We start from the raw sequence: 23416 nt of genomic DNA on the forward strand, positions 1-23416 counted from the left end.
TGACGCCGCCTGCTTCAAAGCCGGCACGGCGCGCCGGCGGATTTGTCCTGGATTCTATTTGATGGAATTGACACCAAGCTCGGCTTTAGTTCCGGCGACCGAGGACTTCCGGGACGAGGACGGCGCGAACGAATGCCCGTGTGAGGGAGTGCTATTTTGCCACCGCCCGCCATTCACCGCTGGCAACCATCCTGGCGATTTCATCCAGTGCGAGATCGCGGACAGCTTCGGTGGCCCGGCTGTCGCCACGGTTTGACGGCAAAGCCATGATGAGCTGACGCGAAACGCGCGGTCGAGCGATCCGGGTGATCTGATAGAGGCCATCTTGCTGCTCGCGATAGAAAGCCGAGAGCGGCAGCACGGTATGTCCTGACCCCGCGGCGACGATCTCCTTGAGAACGACGAAGGAATCAGCCTCGTATCGGACATTGAGCACAGTCGATGCGCGCGTCGCGGCCGCTTCGACGACCAGTCGCAGCCCATGGGGCCGGCTGGGGAGGACCAGATCCAGCTTGCCCAGATCCGCCATGCCGATCTCCTCGCGTTCCGGCCCGCTGTCCCGCGGACTGACCAGCACCAGCTCCTCGAACATGATTTCGGTGACCCGCAGATGCAGGTCTGATGCCGGTCCATAGAGAAGCGCGAGGTCGACTTCTCCGCGTTGCAGCCAGGTGATCTGATGTCCGGCATAGCCTTCAAGGATACGGAGGGATATTTTGGGAAGTTCGCGAGCGACCCGGATCGCGATCCGCCCGGCGACCATGTAGCTCGCCGACGGGATGCAGCCGAAGACGACTTGCCCGGCCGGCTCGCTTCCCATGGACCGTACATCATCGATCGCTCTGTCCAGTTGGTTGACCAATCCTGACGTCCGCTCAAGCAGTGCCGCTCCGTGGGGTGTCAGTACCATTCCCCGGCTGGACCGGCTGAACAGATCGTATCCGACCTCCGCCTCCAGCAGTTTGATCTGACGCGAAAGCGCGGGTTGCGCGAGGCGAAGCCGGTCGGAGGCGCGCGACAGTGAACCACTTTCCGCAACCACGATGAAAGTGCGCAGCTGCTTGAGGTCCATCGACCACCACCCTTCGAATCTTGTTATCGCATCAATATCCGCTTTCGAATTTCTGCATATCAATAAATCTGGCATAGCGACAGGCAATCACGAACCAAATGCCGTGTCGGCAAGAAAATCTGCAAGATGAGCAATGATGCAGCCACTCTGACCGCACCGGTCGATATGAACTTCGTCGGAGAAGCGACGCCGGAATTCATCCGGCGGGGCACGCGCCTGTTCGCGAAGGTGTCCTTCGCGCTGATCAGTTCGGGCTTCTCGGCCTTCGCGATCCTCTACTGCCTGCAGCCTGCCTTACCCACAGTCGCGAAAGACTTTGGCGTCTCTGCCTCAGAAAGCAGCCTGGCGATTTCCGTCGCCACCATCGCGCTCGCCATCGGCCTCATCTTCACGGGGCCGCTCTCCGACGCGCTGGGTCGCAAGCCGGTCCTCGTCGGGTCTATGCTGTCCGCCGGCGTCCTGAGCATCCTCTCCGCGTTTGCGATGGACTGGACGGGGTTCCTCGTGATGCGGGGCCTCATCGGCCTGGTCCTGGGCGGCATCACGGCCATCAACATGACCTATCTCGCCGAGGAGATCGAACCGAAGCAGGTCGGATTTGCGATGGGGCTGATGATCGGTGGCAACTCGCTGGGCGGCATGCTGTCACGTCTGGTCGTCGGCGTTCTGGCCGATTACGGCATCTGGCGCGAAGCCGTCGCCGGTCTGGGACTGATGACTGCGATCGGCGCCGTGGTGGTGTGGGGCTTGCTACCGGCCTCGCGCAACTTCGAGGCCCGTCCGCTTTCGCTCTCGAATGCGATCGCGGGTTTCGCGATGCATCTTCGTGATCCGGTCCTGCGCCCGCTCTTCATCACCGGCTTCCTGATCATGGGCAGCTTCGTCGCCTTCTTCAACTACATCAGCTTTCATCTGATGAGTGCGCCCACCAACCTCAGCCAGGCCGCGATCGGCTGGTTGAGCCTGGTCTACCTGATGTCGACCATCACCTCGACGAAGGTCGGCGAGTTGACGGAGAAGTTCGGTTCCGGCGGGGTCCTGCTTGCCTCACTCTGCATCGCCATTATCGGGGTGGCGCTGAGCTCTTCCACCAACGCTGCGCTCGCTATCGCAGGGGTTTGCGTCTTCATCTGCGGGTTTTTCGCAGCCCATTCCGTCGTCAGCGGCTGGGTGGGACGGTCAGCGCGGCGCGCCCGCGCGCAGGCGACCGCGCTCTATCAGATCTTCTTCTACCTCGGCGCCAGTGTCGCGGGTGTCGCGGGCGGCTACGTCTGGCATCATGCGGACTGGCTCGGTGTCAGCTTGATGGTCTCGCTTATGCTGGCAGCGGGCGCGATGCTGGCGTTCGGGACACGGCGCTAGCTGCCACGAGTAAGCGATTTACCGACAACCGTACAGTGTCGGCTTTGAGCCGCGGCGCTTGTCAGACGATGGTTTCAGGAGCTGCAGGCTATGCCGCTTGCTGATCTGTATCGTCCCGATCCTTAGCTGATTGCGCTAGAGCTGCTGCAATTGCCGTAGAAACCGTGTCTGCTGCCTTGCGGATCGGATCTGTCTTGAGATGCGCGTAACGGGCCGTCGTCTGCACCTGTGTGTGTCCGAGCAACCTTCCGATCATCGTCAGGTCCTGTCCGAGTTGAAGCGCGTCAGAAGCAAACGAGTGCCTCAGATCATGGATGCGCAGCCCATCGAGCCCGGCACGTTTGCGTAGCCGGCGCCATGGTTTCTGCATATCTGTCAGGTGTTGCCCATCGACGTGACCGGTGATGACATAGGGATTGCCGGACACTTTCGCGATGGATTTAAGATAGTCGATGACTGGCTGCCCGATCGGCACGAGCTTCGCGCCAGTTTTGGAATCGGGTAATCGCAGCAGACCGTGAGCGAAATCGACATACTCCCATTTCAGGGTCTGAATTTCACCGAGCCGGCATCCCGTCAGCAGAAGCAAAGTGATGCAATTAACCGCCTCACGCTCGCTATTGGATTCGCGCAGGACTGCACCGAGGCGCGCTAACTCGTCTTCCGTCAGATAGCACTCCCGCTTGACTTCCTTATAGCGCTTCACCTTCCAGCAGGGGTTCACGCCATCGGTTCGAACGCCCCATGTATGAGCAACGGTAAACATAACCGAAAGCACCCCCAATGTCCGATTGGCTTGATAGGGGGTCGCCTTCATCGCCTGATGTAGGCTGACGACGTCGGCTCGCGTGATGTCGATGATCCTATGAGACCCAATCTTCGGATTGATGAACAACTCGACCGAGCGCTTGTATTCGCCGTGCGTAGACGGCTTGCAATGCGACGCGACATGCTCATCGAGGAAGCGTTTGCCGAACTCCTTCAACGTCGGTGACGCTTTTCGGCGATCGCGCTCACTGGCCGGGTCGCCGCCCAAGCGCACTTCGGACAGATGTTTCATAGCTTCCGTCCGCGCCAGGTCAGGGGTCAGCGCACCGTGCAACCCGATGTTCACGCGGCGAAGGCGTCCACCCGCGCGAAACTGCGCCAGGTACATCTTCCTCCCAGATGGATAGACGCGAAGACCGAAGCCCTTCAGTTCGTCATCCCAGAGGAAGAATTCCTTGTCAGTCGGGGTTGCCGCATCAACAGAACGTTTCGTGATCTTGGCCATGGAACACCTTGCGAACGCCGGAATCTCCGGAATCAAATCGGAATCATTCAGGAGGAAATAGTCTCGCTCCCAGTCGTGAAAGAGCATATGACGGAATCGTATAAAAATCAATTATATCAGCTGCTTGTGTGGTTCTGTCGGGTGGTTTCGCAGGCCGGGAAATCGCCGCGAAAAACGCTTTTAGCAAACTCATAACCTGAAGGTCGTCAGTTCAAATCTGGCCCCCGCAACCAAATAACCAAAAACCCGCCGCAACAGCGGCGGGTTTTTGCGTTCAAGGGCGCGAAAAGACAAAAACGCCAACAAAACAGGGCCGGGGCACGCAGGGCTCCTGCTGACAGATTCAGTCCACTTTACGCCCTATCGTCCTGGGGCTTGTCCGAAAACGGGTGGTGCATTCCAATCCGCGAAGGCAGGATCGATCCGGTATTCGGAGGGGCGTGATGGCCGCAGCAGCAGGCAAGATCCATATCGGCATCGGTGGCTGGGTGTTCGAGCCCTGGCGTGGGGCGTTCTATCCGGACGGACTGCCGCAGAAGCGCGAGCTCGAATATGCCGCGAGCAAGCTCACCTCGATCGAGATCAACGGCACCTATTACGGCTCACAGAAGCCGGAGAGCTTCGCCAAATGGCGCGAGGAGACGCCGGACGATTTCGTCTTCGCGCTGAAGGGCTCTCGTTTCTGCACGAACCGGCGGGTTCTGGCCGAGGCCGGGCCCTCGGTCGAGAAATTCCTGACCAGCGGGCTGACCGAGCTCCGGCATAAGCTCGGGCCGATCAACTGGCAGTTCATGCCGACGAAGCAGTTCGATCCCGCCGATTTCGAGGCCTTTCTGAAGCTGCTGCCCAAGGAACTCGACGGGATCAAACTGCGCCATGCCGTCGAGGTGCGCCATGACAGCTTCCGCTCGCCGGTTTTCGTCGCGCTGCTGCGTGAATATGGCGTGGCGGCCATCACCTCGGCCGATGCGGATTACACGCAGATTGCCGATGTGACGGCACCCTTCGTCTATGCGCGGATCATGGGGACCCAGGAAGCCGAGCCGAAGGGCTATGCCGAGGCGGGCCTCGATCGCTGGACCAAGGCCGCGCAGGTCTGGGCCAAAGGTGGCGTGCCGGAAGGGCTCGAGACGGTCGGGCCAGCGGCGAAGGCCGAGGCGCGCGACGTCTTCCTCTATGTCATCAGCGGCGACAAGGTGCGCAATCCGGCCGCTGCGATGGAGCTGATAGCGCGGACGAAGGGCTGAGATTATTCTGCCGCGGCGGCCTCCTGCGCCGGTTCCTGGCAGGTATCGACCCATTCGGCCATGGTCAGTTCGGCCATACGCTCGGGCGCGATCCGCAGGGCGCTATGGGTCGAGCCTGCGGCGGGCACGACGATGTCGAAGGCTTTCAGCGAGACATCGCAATAGACCTTGAGCGGCGTCGCCAGTCCGAAGGGACAGACGCCGCCGACGGGGTGGCCGGTCAGGGCCTCGACCTCTTCCTGCCCGAGCATGCGTGGCTTGCCGCCGAGCGCCGCCTTGGCCTTCCTGTTGTCGAGCCTTGCGTCGCCGCGCGTAACAACCAGGACGACCTCGTCTCCGATGCGCAGCGACAAGGTCTTGGCGATCTGGCCGGGTTCCACGCCGTGGGCCGCGGCCGCGAGCGGCACGGTGGCACTGCTCTCGGTGGTGACGATGACCGTGATGTCAGGGGCGTGCTCGGCGAAAAAGGCGCGGACGGATTCGAGGCTCATCGGGCAATTCGGGAGGTCAGCCACAGGATCAGCAGGCTGGCGATTGCCGGCACGCCGAAGACGACGAGGAAGATCGGCGCTTCCTCCATCACGGTATAGCCCGCCCGGGCGACGCCGATCCAGAGATTGATCAGGGCGCCCGCGAACCAGAGCGGCAGGAAGAGCTTCACGGCGAAGGGGATCGGCCGCCCGGCCGAAACGGAGAGGCGCGGCGCCAGGACGAGCAGGATGCCGAGCAGGGCGAAGCCGATGCCGATGACCTTGATGGTGTGCATGGTCAGGCCTCCTTCGGCCGCAGCGAGATCGCTTCCCAGGCCGCGACCAGGATCAGGATCGCGGTCGCAGCCAGGCTGAAGCCCAGGGGCGGCAGCACGCTCCAGGCCGGCGTGAGCACGGCGAGCAGGCCGAGCCCGACGAGATGGGAAAGGGGATACCAGCCGGCCGTGACCCGTTTGAACAGGAGATTGCCGAGCAGGTAGAAGGCGGGGCCCGCGAGCACGGCGATCGCCGTCTTGGCGTCGGTATGGCCGCCGGGATGGGCGATCACCAATTCGTCGCCGACGGCGACGAGGATGATGCCGGCGACCAGCAGAACATGCAGATAGGTATAGGCGATCCGCGCGATCCGGCCGGGATCGTCGGATCGGGCGATATGGTGGCTCGCCCGCTCGGCGCCGATATGGAAATAGATCCACCACATCGCGATCGAGCTCAGGAAGGAATTCAGGAAGGCGGTCAGATTGGCGGGTGTGACCGGCAGTTTCGCGGCGGTGGCGCCAGTGATCAGGATCGATTCGCCGAGCGCGATGATGATGAAGAGCGCGCAGCGCTCGGAAAGATGGCCGCCCTCGACATTCCAGTCGGTGGTCTCGGAACGGCCGAGACGGAACACGCGAAAGCCGAGGGCCGGGCCGGCATATTCGATGCCGAGCGCGACGAGCCAGAGGCCGAAGCGCAGATTGCCCTCGCTCAGCCCGCCGGCCAGCCAGAACACGGCCGAGATCGACAGCCAGATGCTGATGCGCTGGAAGTTGCGATAATTCGCCGGGGAGGCATCCCTGAGGCTCGCCATCGTGAAGAGCGAGCGGATGAGCTGGGCTGCGACATAGGCGCCGGCGAAAACGAGCCCACCGGAGCCGAAGGCCTGCGGCAGCGAGCAGGACATCACCAGCCCGAGCAACATCAGGACGAAAAGCAGGATCCGGACCGGCGGCCGCTCGGGATCGAGCCAGTTCGTGACCCAGCTCGTATAGATCCAGATCCACCAGACGGCGCCGAGCAGGAAGGCGGCCTGCGCTACGCCGAGCGCGCTGAAATGCTCCAGCAGCGTGTGCGAGATCTGGGTGATCGCGAAGACGAAGACCAGATCGAAGAACAGCTCGACATAGCTGACCCGCGCATGCTGGTGTTCGACGCGCTCCCTGAGCAGCGCGCCGGGCTTGGGATTTCGCGTCATCTCATGCCTCGCCCAACCTTTGATCCCAAGCGCGTCGTCATCCCGGACAAGCCGCGGAGCGGCGCCGATCCGGGATCCATGCCGGAGCGCTTCCGATCAAGGTTCAGGCATGGATCCCGGGTCTGCGCTTCGCTTCGCCCGGGATGACAGCGCTGGATTCCAGAAGGCTTCAGCCGGAGCCAGCCTGTCCCGCGGCCTGTGCCGCCGTCAATGGCGGAAGTGGCGGTGGCCGGTGAAGACCATGGCGAGGCCGGCCTCATCGGCGGCCTTGATGACCTCGTCGTCGCGCATCGAGCCGCCCGGCTGGATCACGGCCGTGGCGCCGGCCTCGGCCGCAGCGAGCAGGCCGTCGGCGAAGGGGAAGAAGGCGTCCGACGCCACCACCGAGCCCTTGGCGAGGCTCTCCGCACTGCCTGCCGCCTTCGCGGCCTCGGCTGCCTTCCAGGCGGCGATGCGCGAGGAATCGACGCGGCTCATCTGGCCGGCGCCGATGCCGACGGTGGCGAGGTCCCTGGCGTAGACGATCGCGTTCGACTTGACGTGCTTGGCGACGCGGAAGGCGAAGCGCAGATCGGCGAGCTCGCGCTCGCTGGGCTGGCGCCTGGTCACGACCTTGAGCTCCATGTCGTCGACGACGGCATTGTCGCGCGACTGGGCGAGGAAGCCGCCGGAGACGGTGCGCAGCGACAGGCCCGGCGCGCGGACATCCGGCAGGCCGCCGGTGAGCAGCAGGCGCAGGTTCTTCTTGGCGGCGATCATGGCGATCGCCTCCTCGTCGGCATCCGGGGCGATGATCACCTCGGTGAAGATCTCGACGATCTTCTTCGCGGCAACCGCATCGAGCTTGCGGTTCAGCGCGACGATGCCGCCGAAGGCCGAGACGGGATCGCAGGCCAGCGCGCGCTCATAGGCTTCGAGCAGCGAGCCGCCGGCGGCGACGCCGCAGGGATTGGCATGCTTGACGATGACGCAAGCCGCCGAGGCCTCAGGCACGAACTCGGCGACGCATTCGAAGGCGGCGTCGGTGTCGTTGATGTTGTTGTAGGAGAGCTGCTTGCCCTGGACCTGCCGCGCGGTCGAGACGCCCGGGCGGTTCTCCGGGGTGCGATAGAAGGCGGCCCATTGATGCGGGTTCTCGCCATAGCGCATCGTCTCGGCAAGCGCGCCGCCGAGCGCCCGGAAGGCCGGGGCGGTGTCGCCCAGCTCATTGGCGAACCAGTTCGAGATCGCCGCGTCATAGGCCGCCGTGCGGGCATAGGCCTTCTGGGCGAGCTTGCGGCGCAGCGTCAGCGTGGTCGCGCCCTTCTGGGCCTCGAGATCGGCCAGCACCGAGGGGTAATCCGCCGGCTCGACGACGACGGCGACGTCGTGATGGTTCTTGGCTGCGGCGCGGATCATGGCGGGGCCGCCGATATCGATGTTCTCGATGCAGTCGTCATAGGCCTTGCCGGCGGCGACCGTCGCCTCGAACGGATAGAGGTTCACGACGAGCAGATCGATCGGCTGGATGCCGTGGCCGAGCATCGAGGCCTGATGCTCCGGATGCGAGCGGATGGCGAGCAGGCCGCCATGGACCTTCGGGTGCAGGGTCTTGACCCGGCCGTCCATCATCTCCGGGAAGCCGGTGAGATCGGAGACGTCCGAGACCGGCAGGCCGGCATCGGCGATCGCCTTGGCGGTGCCGCCGGTCGAGACCAGCGCGATGCCGAGCTGGTGGAGGGCGCGCGCGAAGTCGATCAGCCCCGTCTTGTCGGAAACGGAAAGGAGCGCGCGTTCGACGCGGCGAAGCTCATTCGGCATCGGGGTCAGGTCCGGCTTTGATTGCAGGAAGGCAGTTTCGGCAGACGCGCGCGGGCTATCATGCTGCGTTGCAAAAGGCAAAAGCCGCCGTCGCAGAACCGTCACGCGTCGGGTGCGGGTTCCCCGGCCTCGCGCTCGGCGATCGCGGCGGCAACCGTCTTGCCGGCGCGGGGATTGGCGGCGCTGATCCGGCTGAGGCGCCAGGTGGCGCGCGGGTTCGCGACCGCATCGAAGGCGACGACGAGCTGTTCGGTGCGACGGCGCCCGTCGGAGGAGGCGAGAAAGATGCTCTCCTCGATCGCGATGGTCAGCCCGCCGGCCTCGAAGCTCCAGACCTCGCCCGAAGCGAGCGCCAGCAGCGCGCCGCTGCCGTTGCGGACGAGGCTCGCGCGGACATTCGGATGCAGATGAAAGCGCAGCGCGGCGCCCAGTTCCGGGCGCGTGCCGGTCAGGGCGATCTCGTCCTCGCCGGCAAGGGCCGCCCCGTCCCGGGCCAGAGTCAGGCGGCGGGTATGGGTCGCGCCGAGGCTGCGGCGATAGCCGTCATGGCTGGCGACCCATTCGGCGCCGCCCGCGCCATCCTGCCGGGCGACGCGGACATCGCGGGGCCCGGAGACGACGCGCATCTCGCCGAGCACCATGCCGAAATTGGCGCTGGAGCGATCATCGAGGACGAGCGTCGAATGGGCGGCCGTGCTGCGCGCGGCGAGCTTCAGTTCGGGCGGGCCGAAGCGGCTGGCGCCGCAATTGACGATGATGCGCTGCGCGCCGCTGGAGAATTCGAAGGCGAGGCAACCGGCATGGGCCTCGACCGAATAGGCGCCGCGTGGTGGCGCGCCGGCATCGGTCACGACGATGCTGCGCTCGGCCGAAAGGCGGCTGTAGCCGGAATAGGCGGCGTGCTCGGTCGGGCGGCCGCGGGCATCGTCATAGGCGGCGAGCGTCGCCATCAGGTCGGGCGGGGTCGTGCCCATGCCGTTGAACAGGGCGAGTGCGCCGTCGCCATGCCGGAACAGGCGCAGATGCGGCATCATCCGTTCGATCGCGGTCAGCACGCCGCGCGGCGGTTCGAGGCCGCGGGCGGCGAAGGTCTCGCGCAGCGGCAGCAGATCGAGCAGGAATTCGATCAGCAGGCGCGGATTGCGCGAGAGATGGCCGCCATCGGGCAGGATCTGCTCGTCGAGCTCCTCGGAGAGTAGGGTCTCGATCCGGCGACGGCGGCTATCCTGGCCATCGAGGCAGATCGCGGCGAAGGCGATGGCGATCAGGCCGTTCAGCCGGTCTGCGCCTTCGACGGCGCCGGCCAGCGCCAGGCTCAGCCGGTCGGTGAGGCGCGAGATATGGCGCAGATAGCGCTCGTAGAAAACGTGGTCGGCGCCTTCCAGCAGCAATGGCGAATGCGACAGGAAGGAGATCAGCCGGCGCGCGACGACGGCCGGGCGCCGCGCGATGTCGTGCCGGTCCCGCCGCCGGGTGATGAAATCCTCGACGAGGCTGCGGGCATTGGCGCGGGCGATGGCCGTATCGGCGGCGCGCATATGGCGCAGCCAGCCGAAACCGTAGAGCGCCTCGGCCCAGGCGTCGCTCGGTGGCGTGGCGTCGAATGGCGATTCGCCATGGCTGCGCAGCATGCGTCCGGCGAAGGCATAATAGCCTGCGTAGAAGTCGCTGGCCGTGGTCGGGTCGGCCGTGCGCAGGTCATGCGGGGCGAAGAGCAGGCGGGTCGCGCCGCTGCGGCCAAAGGGCCAGAGCCTGCGGGTCGCGCCGACGAACTGGCCACGGGTCCGCCGGGCCGCTCGTCCGATCGCGGCCTGGGCCAATCCCCGTCGCTCAGCCCACCCGCTCAAATCCCCCGTCGACTCCGTGCCCGGGCGCGGCGGCGCGCCGCGCGAATCCCGGTCCCGTCATAGCCTGATCAGGCGGGTTGCGTAAAATCCCGCCCATCCCGACAAGCGCGGGGTTTCGCCCTGCAACTGGTGCGGCAAGGTGCGAATATCGCCGTTCGCGTCGATTGCTTCCGTCAAACCGCCGATTTCCTCGGGGCGAACGGGCTCGCGACGAAACTGGGGATTGCGGGCGAGGAAGGCGGCCGTCTGCTCCTCGCCTTCCTGCGGTTCCAGAGAGCAGGTGCAGTAGACGAGCCGTCCACCAGGCCTGGTCAATGCCGCGGCGGCATCGAACAGGCGCGCCTGCAGGGCGGCGAGACGATCGCGATCCTCAGGCAACTTGGTCCAGGCGACGTCCGGGTGGCGGCGGATCGTGCCGGTCGCGCTGCAGGGGGCGTCGAGCAGGACAGCATCGAAGGGCTCCGCCTTCCAGTTCGCGGCATCGGCGGTGACCACCTCGGCCGAGAGGCCGAGCCGGGCGAGATTGGCCTTGAGACGGCGCAGGCGCGGGCCGGAGCGGTCGAGCGCCGTGACATTGGCGCCAGCCGCCGCGATCTGGGCGGTCTTGCCGCCGGGCGCGGCGCAGAGATCGGCGATGCGCTCGCCGGGTTTTGGCGCAAGCAGCTTCACCGGCAGGGCGGCGGCGGCGTCCTGCACCCACCATTCGCCTTCGTCGAAGCCGGGCAGGCCCGCGATGGCCTGGCGCTCGCGCAGGCGCACCGAGCCGATCGGCAGGGCGATGCCGTCGAGCTTCTCGGCCCAGCCGGCGGAGTCGGTCTTGACGGAGAGGTCGAGCGGCGGCTCCTCGCGATGGCTCTGCGCGATCGCCGCGGCGGTGTCCTCGCCATAGGCCGTGCACCAGCTTTCGACCAGCCAGTCGGGCGTATCGCCGAAGACCTCGGCCTGCGCTTCAGCGAGAACGGCGTCGCGCTCGCGGGCGAGGCGGCGCAGCACGGCGTTGCCGAGCGCGGCATAACGGGCCGAGCGCGGGTCCTCGTGCAGGTGGCGGATCGCGATATCGACGGCTGCGTGATCGGGCACGTCGAGGAAGAGGATCTGGGCGGCAGCTGCCGTCACGATGGGCTCGAACGGGCCGGACTTGCGCGGGCTGCCACGGTCGAGCCGCGCATCGATCGCTTGCTGGATCGTGCCGAGACGGCGGAAGGCCGTGACGGCGATGGCGCGCGCGAGGCTCGCATCGGCCGAGTCGAGCCCGGATTCCGGCAGCATCCGCTCCAGGGTTTCGTCGAGAGCGACGCGGGCACGCAGGATTTCGTCGATGACGGCGGCAGCAAGCCGGCGGGCCGGCAGGCCCGGAGCATCGTCGAGCTGCGCTGCCGCTTCCGGCTGGGTCGGGCGGCGTGAGGAGGGTTGAGCGGCCATCTCAGCCCCACGGGCCCGGCTGGCGCGGAGAATTGCTCCACGGGCTGTCGCTGGCCTGGGCGGTGAAGCCTGCGCCGGCATTGCCGCGGCCCATGCCCAGTGCGCGCGCCTGCTCCATCAGGGCGGCGATGCGATTGCCGGTGTCAGGGTGAGTCGAGAACAGATTATCCATGCCGCCGCCGGTCAGGGGATTGATGATGAACATGTGCGCCGTAGCAGGCTTGGCCTCGGCTGTCTCGCTGGGGATGTGCTGAACGCCGGCCGCGATCTTGGCGAGCGCGTCGGCCAGCCAGACCGGATTGCCGCAGATCTGGCCGCCGAGCTTGTCGGCCTCGTACTCGCGCGAGCGCGAAATCGCCATCTGAATCAGGGCGGCTGCCATCGGCGCGAGGATCGAGAGCAGGATCTGGACGATGAAGTTCGGGCGGTTGTCGCGCGAACCGAAGAACATGCCGAAGGTGACGAGCGAGGAGATCGCACCGGCGAAGGTCGCGGTGATCGTCATGGTCAGCGTGTCGTGATTCTTGATATGCGCCAGCTCATGCGCCATCACGCCGGCCAGTTCCTCATAGGTCAGCGTGCGCAGGATGCCGGTCGTTGCCGCCACTGCCGCGTTCTGCGGGTTGCGGCCAGTGGCGAAGGCGTTGGGCTGGTCCTCCTGGATCAGGTAGACGCGTGGCATCGGCATGTTCGCGCGGGCGGCGAGATCGCGCACCATGCCGTAGAGCTCGGGCGCGCTGCGCTCGTCGACCTCCTGGGCGTTATGGGCCGCCAGCGCCATCCGGTCGGAATTCCAGTAGCTGAAGAGGTTGGTCACGGCGGCAAAGCCGAGCGCCATCAGCATGCCGCCCCCGCCGCCGAGCAGATAGCCGACCGCGCCGAACAGCGCCGTCAGGCCCGCCATCAACATGCCGGTGCGAACGTAATTCATCGAAACCCCTTCTCAAGCGCGTGTCCGCGCAAGCCCTCGCATCTGCGGGCGTCGTGTCCTATGTGGTGAGGACAATCCCGATCCTGCAAGAGAATCCTGCAAGGAAACGCGCCGACATGCCCGAGAAGACCGATCAGGACAGGCCGGCTGATGCTTCGGAAACCAAGGTTCTGTCTCCTGCCGCGCAGCGCGCATTGGCGGAAGCGGCCGCGCGCCGCGCCGCGATCGACGCCCATGCCGCCGAAGTCGCCAGGCAGCGCGAGGTCAACGGGCGCGGCGGGCTGGAGCCGGTGCGCTACGACGATTGGGAAGTGAAGGGCATCGCCAGCGATTTCTGAGGCGTTAGGGCGCGCATAAGCTCCGAAAGTTGCCAATTCGCGGGCTTGCGTTCAAACAGCTGCCCGACAGCAGCGGGTTTTCCTCATGGACAGCAATGACAAGCGCCTCGCGGCCCTGCGCCGCCTTCTTGCCGAGGCGCATGAGAAGCTCGGCCTGAAGCTCGGCTTCCGGCTCTGGGACGGCAGCATGGTCCCGGCCTCCTGGCCGGCGGACGGGCTCGCCATCGGCATCGCCGATGCCGGCGTCATGGCGGCACTGATCCGCAAGCCGAAGCTCGACACGCTGCTCAACCTGCATGTCGCCGATCGGATCGCGATCCTGAACGGTTCGATTTTCGACCTCGCCACGGCGCGGCCGGAGGGCAAGGTCGGCAAGCTCGCGCGCAACATCCCCAAGAGCGCCGTGTTCGATGTCGTCAGGCGCTTCCTGTTCGCGCCCGGCACGGCCGAGGCCGCCGTCAGCCATCGCAAGGGCGACGAGATCGCACGCGACGGCGCGCCGGCCACCAACAAGGCCAATATCGCCTATCATTACGACGTCTCGAACGATTTCTACCGGCTCTTCCTCGACGAGGAGATGGTCTACACCTGCGCCTATTTCACCGAGGATCACGGCGATCTCGAACGCGCCCAGCGCGACAAGCTCGACATGATCTGCCGCAAGCTGCGCCTGCAGCCCGGCGACCGCTTCCTCGATATCGGCTGCGGCTGGGGGGCGCTGGTCTGCCATGCCGCGCGCTATTACGGCGTCGAGGCCCATGGCGTGACGCTGGCCGAGGAACAGCTCGCCCTGGCACGCGAGAAGGTCGAGAGGCTCGGGCTTCAGGGCAAGGTCACGCTCCATCTCAAGGATTTCACGCAGATGGAGGGGGAGTTCGACAAGATCTCCTCGATCGGCATGTTCGAACATGTCGGCATCCGCAACCATCCCTCCTATTTCCAGGCGGTGAACCGGCTGCTCAGGCCGCGCGGGCTCTATCTGCATCACTGCATCTCGCGCCGCGCCAAGAAGACCGAGAAGGCCTTCAACAAGATGCCGGCGGAGTATCGCGCGCTGGTGCGCTACATCTTCCCGGGCGGCGAGCTCGATCATCTGGGCATGTCGATCGCCAATCTCGAACGCCATGGCTTCGAGGTCCACGATGTCGAGGGCTGGCGCGAGCATTACCAGCGCACGACGCGGCTGTGGTGGGAGCGGCTCGAAGCCAACAAGGCCAAGGCCGAGGCCGAGATCGGCTCGGAGCGGACGCGGATGTGGTCGCTCTATCTCGCGGGCTGCTCGCTCGCCTTCGAGCGCGGCGGGGCGCTGGTCAACCAGACGCTGGTCTCGAAGCGGCGCAAGGGTTCGTCCGGCCTGCCGCTGACGCGCGCAGACCTCTATCGCGCCTGACGGATTCGGCCGGCAGCAAGCCGGCCTCCCGTCTTCTCCAATGTCGGGAAGGTCGCCCGGCGCGCAGCCGGGCCGAGGTCTTACTTCTTGACGAAGAGGTCGAGCTTTCCGTGATGCTCGGCCAGCAGGTAGTAGAAGGTCAGGCGGGACTTGGTCTTGTCGGCCTTCATGTGCTCGCAGATCGCCTTGACGGAGCCGTCGAGATCGCCGGACTTCAGGCCGAGCTTCTTCTTCAGGAAATTCTCGCGGACGCGATCGAGTTCCGCCGGATCGGAGCAGGCGACGTAGCGGGTGTCGGGTTTGCTCATCACAAGCGCGTAGGATTTCGACATGCCGGCAAAGGCCGCTTCGTTGAGCGGCTTCTTGGCGAACTTCTTCACGTCGGCAAGATGATCCATCTGGTAGCCCCTTCCTGACCCGCACGAGCGTACGGGTGGTTACGTGTCGCGGGCGGAGGTTAACGCGGTTCTGCGCGGTGGGCGAGAGGGCAACGCAGGCGATTTCCAGATTTTGGAACCACTTCGCCCAATCTTTGGTAGAACGCCGAAATGCGCGGTGCCGGGAACGGGCGCCGCGTTCGTTGTGACCTGTTTCGAGGGGGAGCGGTGCTGCCACGCAGCATGCGCTGGATGGATATGACCAAGCCGACGATTCTGATGATACCGCGCCTCGCCGACGACGCGATTGCGAGCCTGAAGCAAAGCTATACGGTGATCGGGCCGGTCGATGGCGGCGATGCGGCGAGCCTCCCGGCCGAGGCGCGCGAGGCCCGTGCGCTGGTGACCTATGGCGGGCTGCGGACCGACGACGCACTGATGGCCGCCTTGCCGAAGCTCGAGCTGGTCGCTTGCTATGGCACTGGCGTGGAGGGTGTGGATGCCGCTGCGGCCAAGGCACGTGGCATCAGGCTCTGCAATGCCGCCGATGCCAATGCGCGCAGCGTCGCGGAGTTCGCCGTCGGCCTGATGCTCTGTTCCATGCGCGGCATCGGGCGAGGCGATCGGTTCGTCCGGGAAGGCCTTTGGAATCGCCGGGGCGTCGAGCCGGTGGCCAATACGCCGGACCTTGCGGGCCGGAAGATCGGCATCTACGGGCTCGGGGCCATCGGCAGCCGCATCGCGAGCCGGGCAGCGGCCTTCGAGATGGAGGTCGGATATCACAGCCGCTCACCCAAGCCGGAATTGGGCTACCGCTTCCACGACAGCCTGCTCGGCCTCGCCGAATGGGCGGATGTGCTCATGGTTGCCGTCCGGGCGAGCGCCGAGACGCGCAATGCCGTGAACGAAGCTGTCCTCGATGCGCTCGGGCCGGAAGGCCATGTCGTGAACATCTCGCGCGGCCTCGTCATCGACGAGGATGCACTCTGCGATGCTCTCGAACAGAAACGCATTGCTGGTGCGGCACTCGATGTCTTCGCGGCCGAGCCGCATGTGCCGGAGCGCCTGCGCAAGCTCGACAACGTCGTGCTGACGCCGCATATCGCCGCGAGCTCGCAGGATGCCAAGAAAGCCCAGCTGCGGACGCTGCTCGGCAATCTCGAAGCGTTCTTTGCCGGCCGGGCGATGCCTTCGGCCGTGGCGCTCTGACGTATCAGGGCAGGACGACGACGGGCGTGCCCATCCGGACGCGGGCGTAGAGGTCGATCACGTCCTGGTTGTGCATGCGGAAGCAGCCATAGGAAGCCGCGGTGCCGATCGTGTTCGGCATGTTGGTGCCGTGGATGGCGTATTGCCCGGTCGGCCCGAGCCCGATGACGCGTGCGCCCATCGGGTTGCGGGGCGAGCCGCCGGGAATGACGTCGGGCAGGCGCGGGTTGTCGCGCCTGACCTCGGCCGGCGGGCTCCAGGCGGGATCGACCTGCAATTCCTCGACATACTTGACGCCGCGCCACTGCTTGCCGGCCTTGCCGACGGCGACGGTGTAGCGGATCGCCTCGCCGGGCGCGGTGACGAAATAGAGCTTCCGCTCGCCGGTGCGGATCACGATGGTGCCGGGGTCGAAGCGCCCGTCGCGCATCCCGACGACCTCGCGTGCCGCTACGGGCGGCGCGGCCGTGCCGGCGGCCGACAAGGCGATGGTGGCAAGGGCGACATGTCTGAGCATGGTCGGAACTCCCGCTGGAAACTGCGGGAGTTGTGGCGCCGCAGCCGTGAAGCGCGGGTTGAGCGATATGGTGAAGCGGCGATTCAGGATGAATCGCCGGTAAATCGGCTCCTTACGCCGCTGGCCGTGCCCGATGCTGCTGCGGCAGCAGGAAGGGCAGGCCGGGGGCGGGTGCGCGGCTCAGCGTCAGGTCGACCTTGAAGACCTGGCGCAGCAGGGCGTCGTCCAGGGTCTGCGCCGGAGGGCCCTGCGCGATGATATGGCCCTGATCCATCACCACGAGATGGTCGGCATAGGTCACCGCGAGGTTGAGATCGTGCAGCACGATCAGGACCGCGACGCCGCGCGCGGCGATGCTGCGGGCCATGTCGAGCAGGGCCAGCTGATGGCAGAGGTCGAGGCTGGCGATCGGCTCGTCGAGGAAGAGCACCTGGCGCTCGGCGATGCTGCGGCCGGCCTCGAGCTGGCAGAGCACGCGGGCGAACTGGACGCGCTGCTGTTCGCCGCCCGAAAGCGTCTGGTAGCGCCGGCCGGCGAGATCGATCACGCCGGCCGCGGCGAGGCTTTCGGCGACGATCGCCTCGCGGCGTTGGCGTGTCAGCGCGCGGCCGATGCCGTCGACGCCGAGGCTCGCGACCTCGTAGACGCTAAAGGGGAAGACGAGGCGGGCATGCTGGGCCATGACCGCGCGCAGGCAGGCGAGGCGCCAGGCCGGAACCGCCGGGAGCGGCTCGCCGGCAATGCGAATCTCGCCGCTGGCCGACTTGATCTCGCCGGTCAGGAGCTTGAGCAGGGTCGATTTGCCGGCGCCGTTCGGGCCGATCAGGATCGTGGTCGTGCCGCCGGCCAGCTCAAGGCTGGCATCGGCGACGAGTTTGCGGCCGCCCGCGAGGAAGCTGACGCCATGGCCGGAGAGGATCGGATTCGCTTCAGACATCGATCAGGCTCGTGCGGCGCAGCAGCAGCCAGAGGAAGAAGGGCGCGCCGATCGTGGCGGTGACGATGCCGATCGGCAGCTCCGCCGGGACGACGATGAGGCGGGCGACGATATCGGCGCCGACCAGCAGCATCGCGCCGCCCAGCGCCGAAAGCGGCAGCAGCAGCCGGTGATCCGGGCCGACCGAGAGCCGGATCAGATGCGGCACGACGATGCCGACGAAGCCGACCATGCCGGCCGAGGCGACGCTCGCGCCGACAGCCAGCGCGACCAGCAGGATCGCCAGCGCCTTGATGCGCTGGACGGGGATGCCGAGATGATAGGCCTCGGCCTCGCCCAGCATCAGCCCGTTCAGGCCGCGCGCCAGCAGCGGCATCAGCAGGAGCAGCGGCAGGATGATCGGCGCAACCACCGAGAGCTTCGTCCAGCTTGCGCCGCCAAGGCTGCCCAGCGACCAGAAGGTCAGGTCGCGCAATTGCCGGTCGTCCGAGATGAAGGAGAGCAGGCCGGTGAGGGCGCCCGCCATGGCGCCGAGCGCCACACCCGCAAGCAGCATGGTGGCGACCGAGGTCCGGCCGCCGCGCGTCGAGATCAGATAGAGCGCGAGCGTGGTGATCAGGCCGCCGCAGAAGGCGCCGAAGGGAAGGGCGGCGAAGGGCAGCTTCATCATCGTGCCGGCGAGGAAGCGGTCGCCGAGGACGATCGTGGCTGCCGCGGCAAGCCCTGCGCCGCTCGACACGCCGACGAGGCCGGGATCGGCGAGCGGGTTGCGGAACAGGCCCTGCATCAGCGCGCCGGACACCGCCAGCCCGGCGCCGACGAGCAGGCCGAGCAGCACGCGCGGCAGGCGGATGTTGAGCACCACGAGCACGTCGCGCCCTTCGAGCAGGTTCGTATCGCCTGTGAGGCGCGCCATCAGGATCTCGGCGACGCGGCCCGGCGCGATCGCGATCGCGCCCTGGCCGATGGCGACGATGGTGAGGCACAGGCAGGCCAGGGTGAGCCCGGCGACAGCCAGCAGGCCGGTGCGGCGCCGGCCGGCGATCAGCGTCGTCAGATGCGTCGTGGCCATGGCCGGGGACGGTGCCGCGAGGGTCACGGGGCGGCGGCGGTCTTGAGCGGCGGAATGGCGGCTTCCGGATAGATCGCGGCCATCAGGTCGCGCGCTGCCATCGGCGTGCGCGGACCGAAGCCGAGCAGGTAGAGCCCGTCCATATGGACCAGCCGCTTGCCGGTCGCGGCCGGGATCTGGGAGAAGGCGGGCATCGCGAAGAGTTCGTCTGGCGTGACGTTGTGGGCGCTGCTGTTGCGCATCATCAGGATCATGTCGGGTGCGGCGGCGGCGATGGCCTCGTCCGTCATCGGCTTGTAGCCCTCGATGGCGTCGGCGACGTTGATGCCGCCTGCGAGCGCGATGATGCCGTCCGCCGAGCTGTTGCGGCCGCCGACCAGGGCGCGGCCATTCTGCAGCGAGAGCAGGAAGAGGATGCGCTTTTTCTTCGCGATGCCGGAGCGCAGCGTCGCGAGCTCCTCGAAACGGGCCTTGGTCTGGGCTGCCAGCCGCTCGGCCGGGGCGCCTGCGCCGATCGCGGCGCCGATCGCGGCGATCTTGGCGGTGACGCCTTCGGGGGTCAGCCCGTCATTGATGCGGGCGATCTTCACGCCGGATTCGGCGAGCAGCGAGACCGCGTCCGGCGGGCCGGCGCCGTCGATGAGCATGATCAGCGTGGGCTTCAGCGACAGCACGCCTTCGGCCGAAAGCGCGCGGACATAGCCGACATTCGCCTTCTCCTTCAGGGCCTCCGGCGGGAACTGGCTGGTCGAGTCGATGCCAACGATGCGATCCTGCAGGCCGAGCGCATAGATCACCTCGGTGATGACGCCGCCGGCGACAACGATGCGGTCCGGTGCCTGGGCCAGTGCGGCCACCGGCAGGGTGGGAGAGAGGCCGAGGCCCAGGGCCGTCGAGGCGAGGGCCGCCGTGAAGGCGCGGCGGTTCGGCTGCCGGAGGCCGCGATGCGCTTCGGTGATGCGCGAGCCAGACATATCGCAACTCCATTCAGGCGCGGGAAACCGCATTCTTGCTGTACATCTTCAGACAAGAAGGCGTCGGCCAGTTTAAAATGATTCCATTCAAAGTAGATCTTGTTTTTAATTATTCAAAACAAGAAACTCTTCGGTGGTATTATTGACGCTGATATTAGCCTTTACTACAAGGGGTCAAGGGCATCGCAACCTGCCGCAAGCCGTGAAGGCAGCGGCCGCGCCGGACGGCTGATCGCCGACCCAGTGCAAGTCCCGGCCGAGCCCTCTTTCAGGAATCGGCCGAACGAGGTGGCGATTGTCCGTCCGCTTCGGCGGTGTCGTTGGTTTTGCCGTTTTCCGGCGCGTCAGATGCAGGGTTTTTCGATGTTCATCGCCATGAATCGCTTCAAGGTCGTCAAGGGCGAGGAAGCCGCCTTCGAGACGGTCTGGTCCTCGCGCAAGAGCCGGCTCGACGAGATGCCGGGTTTCCTGTCCTTCCACCTGCTGAAGGGGCCGGAGAAGGAGGATCACACCCTCTACTCCTCCCATACGAGCTGGGCCTCGAAGGAGGATTTCACGGCCTGGACCAAGTCCGAGCAGTTCCGCGAGTCGCATCGCAATGCCGGCCAGCCGCGTCCGAAGCCGATCTTCCTCGGCCATCCCGAGTTCGAGGGGTTCGAGACCGTGCTGAGCGAGACCAATCCGCACCTGCCCCTCCAGGCGGCCGAGTGAGGTCTTAAGCCGATGACGACCGCCGACACCATCGCGCGCGATCCGATGGAGCATGCGCGCTCCCTGCTCGCCGCCAAGCCGGACGGCCTGATCGAGGCCGTCGCCCGCGAGGCCAAGGTCTCGACGCGCGCCGTGCTCGAGCTTCTGCCCGAGGCGCAGCGCCAGCTCGTCGCGCCCGAGCGCTTCGAGGACGTCTGGAAGGAGCTCGCCACCTGGGGCACGGTGCTCTTCCTGATGCACACGCCCGATATCGTGCTGGAATGCGAAGGCTCTCTGCCGGTCGGCAGTTTCGGCCACGGCTACTACAATATCCATGGCGACAGCCCGATCGGCGGCCATATCAAGGCCGAGAACTGCCGGGCGATCTATCTGGTCGACCGCTCGACGGCGCAGGGCCGGCGCGCCTGCTCGGTGCAGTTCTTCAACGGCACCGGCGAGGTGATGTTCAAGGTCTTCGTGCGGCGCGATGCCGCGCGCGAACTGCTGGCAGACCAGCTGGCGCGGTTCGAGGCGCTCAAGACAACCTTCGCCTGAGCCCCAAAAACGACACGGTGCGCCGTTCATGCATCGCGTGGCGTAAAGCCGCGCGATGCGGCCACCGATGACGGATCATGAGTAGAGTTCACCGATCGTTAACCATGCGGGCGCAGCCTTCCCGACAGAAGGCCTGTCCGCCATGAGCGCGCCTCGCGAGGGAAAGCCCCCGGAAATCGAGGCCGACATCGCCAGTGACGGGTCACCCGACGGTTCCATGATGGGAGTCGAGATGGCCGCTCATGTCACGATGGAGCGCGCGCTCCTGCCGCACCGACGCCCGGCGCTCACCATCGCGGCCGGGCGCAGGTTCGTGGCGCGGCGAGCCCCGGCCCTGCGCGCGAATCTGGGCACTGCGATCCTGCTCGGCCTGCGCTTCATCCAGGCACGGCTGATCTCGGTCTGGGGGCTGATCATCGCGGCGGCCTTGTGCCCGCCCTTCGTCTTTGCCGCCTTCGCGGTGTTTTCCGCCGCTGCGAATTTCATCTCGATCGCCTCGCTGCTGCGGCTGGAGGCCGTGTTCTTCCAGAGCAGCGATCGCGCGCGGCTCGGCCTCGCCTTCCGCCTTGCGGTGGCCGTGGGCGCCGTCTTCCTGGTCGTGACGACCGCCGTTCTGATCGGCCTTGCCGATGCGGGCTGGGTCGCGCCCGCCGTCGCCTTCTTCTTCCTGGTTTCGCTGGCGGCGCGGTCCGTCCTGCGCTTGCTCTGGTCCGAGGCCACGGCGGAGGGCGATTTCCGCGCCATCGGCAACAGCAATGTCGTGCAGGCCATGGTTCAGCCGGCGATCATGCTGCTTCTCATCGCGGTCTTCGGGCCAAAGGCGCTGACCCTGTTCATGGCCGATGCGCTCGGGCATGTGACGGCAGCGGCCTATCTGTTCCGGCGCCGGCGCGGCGCCGTCAGGGCTCTGGTCCAGCCGGCGCTGTGGTCATGGCGCAGTCTGGCCGAGGCCGCGAGGCGCTGGCGGGATGCGCCACGTGCGCTGCTGCCGTCGGCGCTGCTCGCTTATGGCTTCGCGGTCGCGCCGCTCATGGCCCTGCCCTATGCCAGCAACACGGTTCTGGCGGCACAGGTCGCCTTGTCGATGCGCCTGCTGGATGTACCGACCCAGATGTTCGGCACGGTCTCGGTGCCGATCGTGCTGAACCGCCTGCGTGCTCTTGCGGGCCGCCGCCGGCGCTTCTGGGCGCGGGTCATGACGCTCGGCCTGACGGCCGGTGCGACCGTGCTGTTCGGGGTCATCGCCGTCGCAGCCCTGGTGGCCGACGACTGGCTGATGGACACCCAGTGGCATAACCTGGGCGAAGTCGTCGCGCTGCTGACGGTGTTCTATATCGGCCTTGCCGTGCTGGCACCGTTGCAGGAGGCGGCGACCCTGTCGCGCCGTCCGTTCTGGCAGGTGGCGATCAATGGTGCGGCACTGGTCGCGATCATCGCTGCCATGGCTTGGTTCCGCGCGCTGTCGCCGGAACTGCTGCTGACGATCGGCGCCATCTCGATCCTGCGGACGCTGGCGCATACCGTCTTCATCTGGCTGCATCTCGACGGCCCCGTCGAGGTGCCGTCGGACGGGCTTGCCGCCTCCGGCGCGACGCGCTGAACCTATTCGCGACGGATCAGCCTGTCGGCGACGAGCGAGGAGAAGAGCCCGGGCTTGAACTCGCGCTCGAGCCGCTCAGGGTCGTAGACCGTGGCGACCCAATCGAGGAAGGCGATGCCCTTCGCTTCGCCTTCGCGGCGATAAGCCTCGAAGAAGGCGTCGAGGATGCCGGTCTTGGCAAAGCGGAAATGGCCGTAGCGCAGCGAGAGCTGGCGCATGGCCTCGTCGAGCGGGCGCCCTTCATGGACGAGCAGATAGAGCGCCGAGAAGAAGCCGGCCCGGTCAGCACCCGACTTGCAATGGACCAGGGCCGGTTCGTCGAGGCTCTCGAAGAAGGCCTTGGCACTCAGGATGGTCTCGCGATCCGGCGCGCCGCGCGAGCGCAGCACGAAATCGACGAGCTTGATGCCGTGGCGCTCGCAGGCTTCCTTCTGGAGCGGCCAGGAGCCGTGCTCGCGCCCGCCGCGCAGGTTGACGATGGTCTTGACGCCCTTGCGGGCGAAGGCCGCGATCTGGCCCGGCGCCGGCTGGGCCGAGCGCCAGAGCCGCGGGGTGACGCGGTGCGCGTTGAGATAGGCGAGCCGGAAAATGCCGTGGTCGACCAGCAGCATATTGGCCCAGGCGCGCAGGCGCTGGCCGCGGCCTTCGATCGGCCGGTCCCAGCGCGCGATCCGGGCCATGCGGCGGGCATAGCGCTCTTCGTCGGGGCGCAGGCGGCTCAGCACGGCCTGATCTCGCAGCTTTTCATGGGGCGCCCGATAGCAGCGCGGGGACGCATGCGCAAATCGTCTGATGACCAAGCCTGCCGGAAGGGCTTGGACTTTTCGCCGCGAACTTGCATAAGGCCCGGCAAAAT

At 66.4% G+C, this 23416-nt stretch carries 23 protein-coding genes; 8 read left to right on the forward strand and 15 right to left on the reverse strand.

Features of this window, described 5'->3' with window-relative positions; translation table 11 throughout:
• Positions 1-151: 151 nt before the first annotated feature.
• Positions 152-1072, reverse strand: a complete 921-nt coding sequence (locus tag WFK61_RS03630; RefSeq protein ID WP_336810173.1) for a LysR family transcriptional regulator — start codon at positions 1070-1072, stop codon at positions 152-154.
• A gap of 126 nt (positions 1073-1198) precedes the next feature.
• On the opposite strand from WFK61_RS03630, the gene WFK61_RS03635 reads away from it, so the two are divergent.
• Positions 1199-2434, forward strand: coding sequence for an MFS transporter (locus WFK61_RS03635; RefSeq protein ID WP_336810174.1), 1236 nt, complete (start codon positions 1199-1201; stop codon positions 2432-2434).
• 88 nt (positions 2435-2522) lie between these two features.
• Here WFK61_RS03635 and WFK61_RS03640 read toward each other — a convergent pair whose 3' ends face one another.
• A complete protein-coding gene (locus WFK61_RS03640) occupies positions 2523-3794 on the reverse strand; it encodes a tyrosine-type recombinase/integrase (protein ID WP_336810175.1) in 1272 nt (423 codons plus the stop codon).
• A 356-nt stretch (positions 3795-4150) separates the two neighbouring features.
• On the opposite strand from WFK61_RS03640, the gene WFK61_RS03645 reads away from it, so the two are divergent.
• Positions 4151-4954, forward strand: coding sequence for a DUF72 domain-containing protein (locus WFK61_RS03645; RefSeq protein ID WP_336810176.1), 804 nt, complete (start codon positions 4151-4153; stop codon positions 4952-4954).
• 2 nt (positions 4955-4956) lie between these two features.
• Here WFK61_RS03645 and WFK61_RS03650 read toward each other — a convergent pair whose 3' ends face one another.
• From WFK61_RS03650 to htpX, 7 genes are all read right to left on the reverse strand, one after another.
• The gene (locus WFK61_RS03650; RefSeq protein WP_336810177.1) at positions 4957-5445 is read right to left on the reverse strand and encodes a YbaK/EbsC family protein; all 489 of its coding nucleotides are present in this window, start codon (positions 5443-5445) and stop codon (positions 4957-4959) included.
• Positions 5442-5720, reverse strand: a complete 279-nt coding sequence (locus tag WFK61_RS03655; RefSeq protein WP_257733475.1) for a hypothetical protein — start codon at positions 5718-5720, stop codon at positions 5442-5444. The genes WFK61_RS03650 and WFK61_RS03655 overlap by 4 nt, the downstream gene beginning before the upstream one ends.
• A gap of 2 nt (positions 5721-5722) precedes the next feature.
• Entirely contained in the window at positions 5723-6901 is a 1179-nt protein-coding gene (locus tag WFK61_RS03660) for a low temperature requirement protein A (RefSeq protein ID WP_336810178.1), read from the reverse strand.
• Positions 6902-7108: 207 nt separating this feature from the next.
• On the reverse strand, positions 7109-8701 hold the full coding sequence (gene purH / locus WFK61_RS03665) for a bifunctional phosphoribosylaminoimidazolecarboxamide formyltransferase/IMP cyclohydrolase (protein ID WP_336810179.1): 1593 nt from the start codon (positions 8699-8701) through the stop codon (positions 7109-7111).
• A gap of 101 nt (positions 8702-8802) precedes the next feature.
• Positions 8803-10521, reverse strand: coding sequence for a heparinase II/III family protein (locus WFK61_RS03670; protein WP_336810180.1), 1719 nt, complete (start codon positions 10519-10521; stop codon positions 8803-8805).
• 84 nt (positions 10522-10605) lie between these two features.
• Complete coding sequence (locus tag WFK61_RS03675) at positions 10606-11970, reverse strand: RsmB/NOP family class I SAM-dependent RNA methyltransferase (RefSeq protein ID WP_336810181.1); 1365 nt, start codon at positions 11968-11970, stop codon at positions 10606-10608.
• 1 nt (position 11971) lies between these two features.
• Positions 11972-12901, reverse strand: a complete 930-nt coding sequence (gene htpX, locus WFK61_RS03680) for a zinc metalloprotease HtpX (protein ID WP_336810182.1) — start codon at positions 12899-12901, stop codon at positions 11972-11974.
• A gap of 116 nt (positions 12902-13017) precedes the next feature.
• Here htpX and WFK61_RS03685 point away from each other — a divergent pair, with 116 nt between their 5' ends.
• Both WFK61_RS03685 and WFK61_RS03690 read left to right on the forward strand, forming a co-directional pair.
• On the forward strand, positions 13018-13239 hold the full coding sequence (locus WFK61_RS03685; protein WP_336810183.1) for a DUF1674 domain-containing protein: 222 nt from the start codon (positions 13018-13020) through the stop codon (positions 13237-13239).
• Between the two features lie 85 nt (positions 13240-13324).
• A complete protein-coding gene (locus tag WFK61_RS03690; protein ID WP_336810184.1) occupies positions 13325-14629 on the forward strand; it encodes a class I SAM-dependent methyltransferase in 1305 nt (434 codons plus the stop codon).
• Positions 14630-14709: 80 nt separating this feature from the next.
• Here WFK61_RS03690 and WFK61_RS03695 read toward each other — a convergent pair whose 3' ends face one another.
• Positions 14710-15027 (reverse strand): DUF2853 family protein, encoded by a 318-nt coding sequence (locus WFK61_RS03695; RefSeq protein ID WP_047574507.1) that lies wholly within the window; start codon positions 15025-15027, stop codon positions 14710-14712.
• Positions 15028-15264: 237 nt separating this feature from the next.
• Here WFK61_RS03695 and WFK61_RS03700 point away from each other — a divergent pair, with 237 nt between their 5' ends.
• Positions 15265-16215 carry a 2-hydroxyacid dehydrogenase gene (locus WFK61_RS03700; protein ID WP_336810185.1) on the forward strand — a complete coding sequence of 317 codons (951 nt, stop codon included), beginning with the start codon at positions 15265-15267 and terminating at the stop codon, positions 16213-16215.
• A 4-nt stretch (positions 16216-16219) separates the two neighbouring features.
• Here the strand turns inward: WFK61_RS03700 and WFK61_RS03705 are convergent, their stop codons facing one another.
• From WFK61_RS03705 to WFK61_RS03720, 4 genes are all read right to left on the reverse strand, one after another.
• Positions 16220-16732, reverse strand: coding sequence for a L,D-transpeptidase (locus WFK61_RS03705; protein WP_336810186.1), 513 nt, complete (start codon positions 16730-16732; stop codon positions 16220-16222).
• A 112-nt stretch (positions 16733-16844) separates the two neighbouring features.
• On the reverse strand, positions 16845-17669 hold the full coding sequence (locus WFK61_RS03710) for a heme ABC transporter ATP-binding protein (protein WP_336810187.1): 825 nt from the start codon (positions 17667-17669) through the stop codon (positions 16845-16847).
• On the reverse strand, positions 17662-18741 hold the full coding sequence (locus tag WFK61_RS03715; protein WP_336810188.1) for a FecCD family ABC transporter permease: 1080 nt from the start codon (positions 18739-18741) through the stop codon (positions 17662-17664). The genes WFK61_RS03710 and WFK61_RS03715 overlap by 8 nt, the downstream gene beginning before the upstream one ends.
• Positions 18742-18764: 23 nt before the next feature.
• Positions 18765-19715, reverse strand: coding sequence for a heme/hemin ABC transporter substrate-binding protein (locus WFK61_RS03720; protein WP_336810189.1), 951 nt, complete (start codon positions 19713-19715; stop codon positions 18765-18767).
• 363 nt (positions 19716-20078) lie between these two features.
• Between WFK61_RS03720 and hmuQ the strand changes: the two genes are divergently transcribed.
• From hmuQ to WFK61_RS03735, 3 genes are all read left to right on the forward strand, one after another.
• A complete protein-coding gene (hmuQ, locus tag WFK61_RS03725) occupies positions 20079-20426 on the forward strand; it encodes a heme-degrading protein HmuQ (protein WP_336810488.1) in 348 nt (115 codons plus the stop codon).
• 12 nt (positions 20427-20438) lie between these two features.
• Complete coding sequence (gene hutX / locus WFK61_RS03730; RefSeq protein ID WP_336810190.1) at positions 20439-20960, forward strand: heme utilization cystosolic carrier protein HutX; 522 nt, start codon at positions 20439-20441, stop codon at positions 20958-20960.
• A 232-nt stretch (positions 20961-21192) separates the two neighbouring features.
• On the forward strand, positions 21193-22560 hold the full coding sequence (locus tag WFK61_RS03735) for a hypothetical protein (protein ID WP_336810191.1): 1368 nt from the start codon (positions 21193-21195) through the stop codon (positions 22558-22560).
• Between the two features lie 2 nt (positions 22561-22562).
• Here the strand turns inward: WFK61_RS03735 and WFK61_RS03740 are convergent, their stop codons facing one another.
• Positions 22563-23285, reverse strand: a complete 723-nt coding sequence (locus WFK61_RS03740) for a fused DSP-PTPase phosphatase/NAD kinase-like protein (protein WP_336810192.1) — start codon at positions 23283-23285, stop codon at positions 22563-22565.
• Positions 23286-23416 lie beyond the last annotated feature (131 nt).

The sequence above is a fragment of the Allobosea sp. MMO-172 genome (genome assembly GCF_037147855.1).
In the GTDB taxonomy this organism is placed as follows: Bacteria; Pseudomonadota; Alphaproteobacteria; order Rhizobiales; family Beijerinckiaceae; genus Allobosea.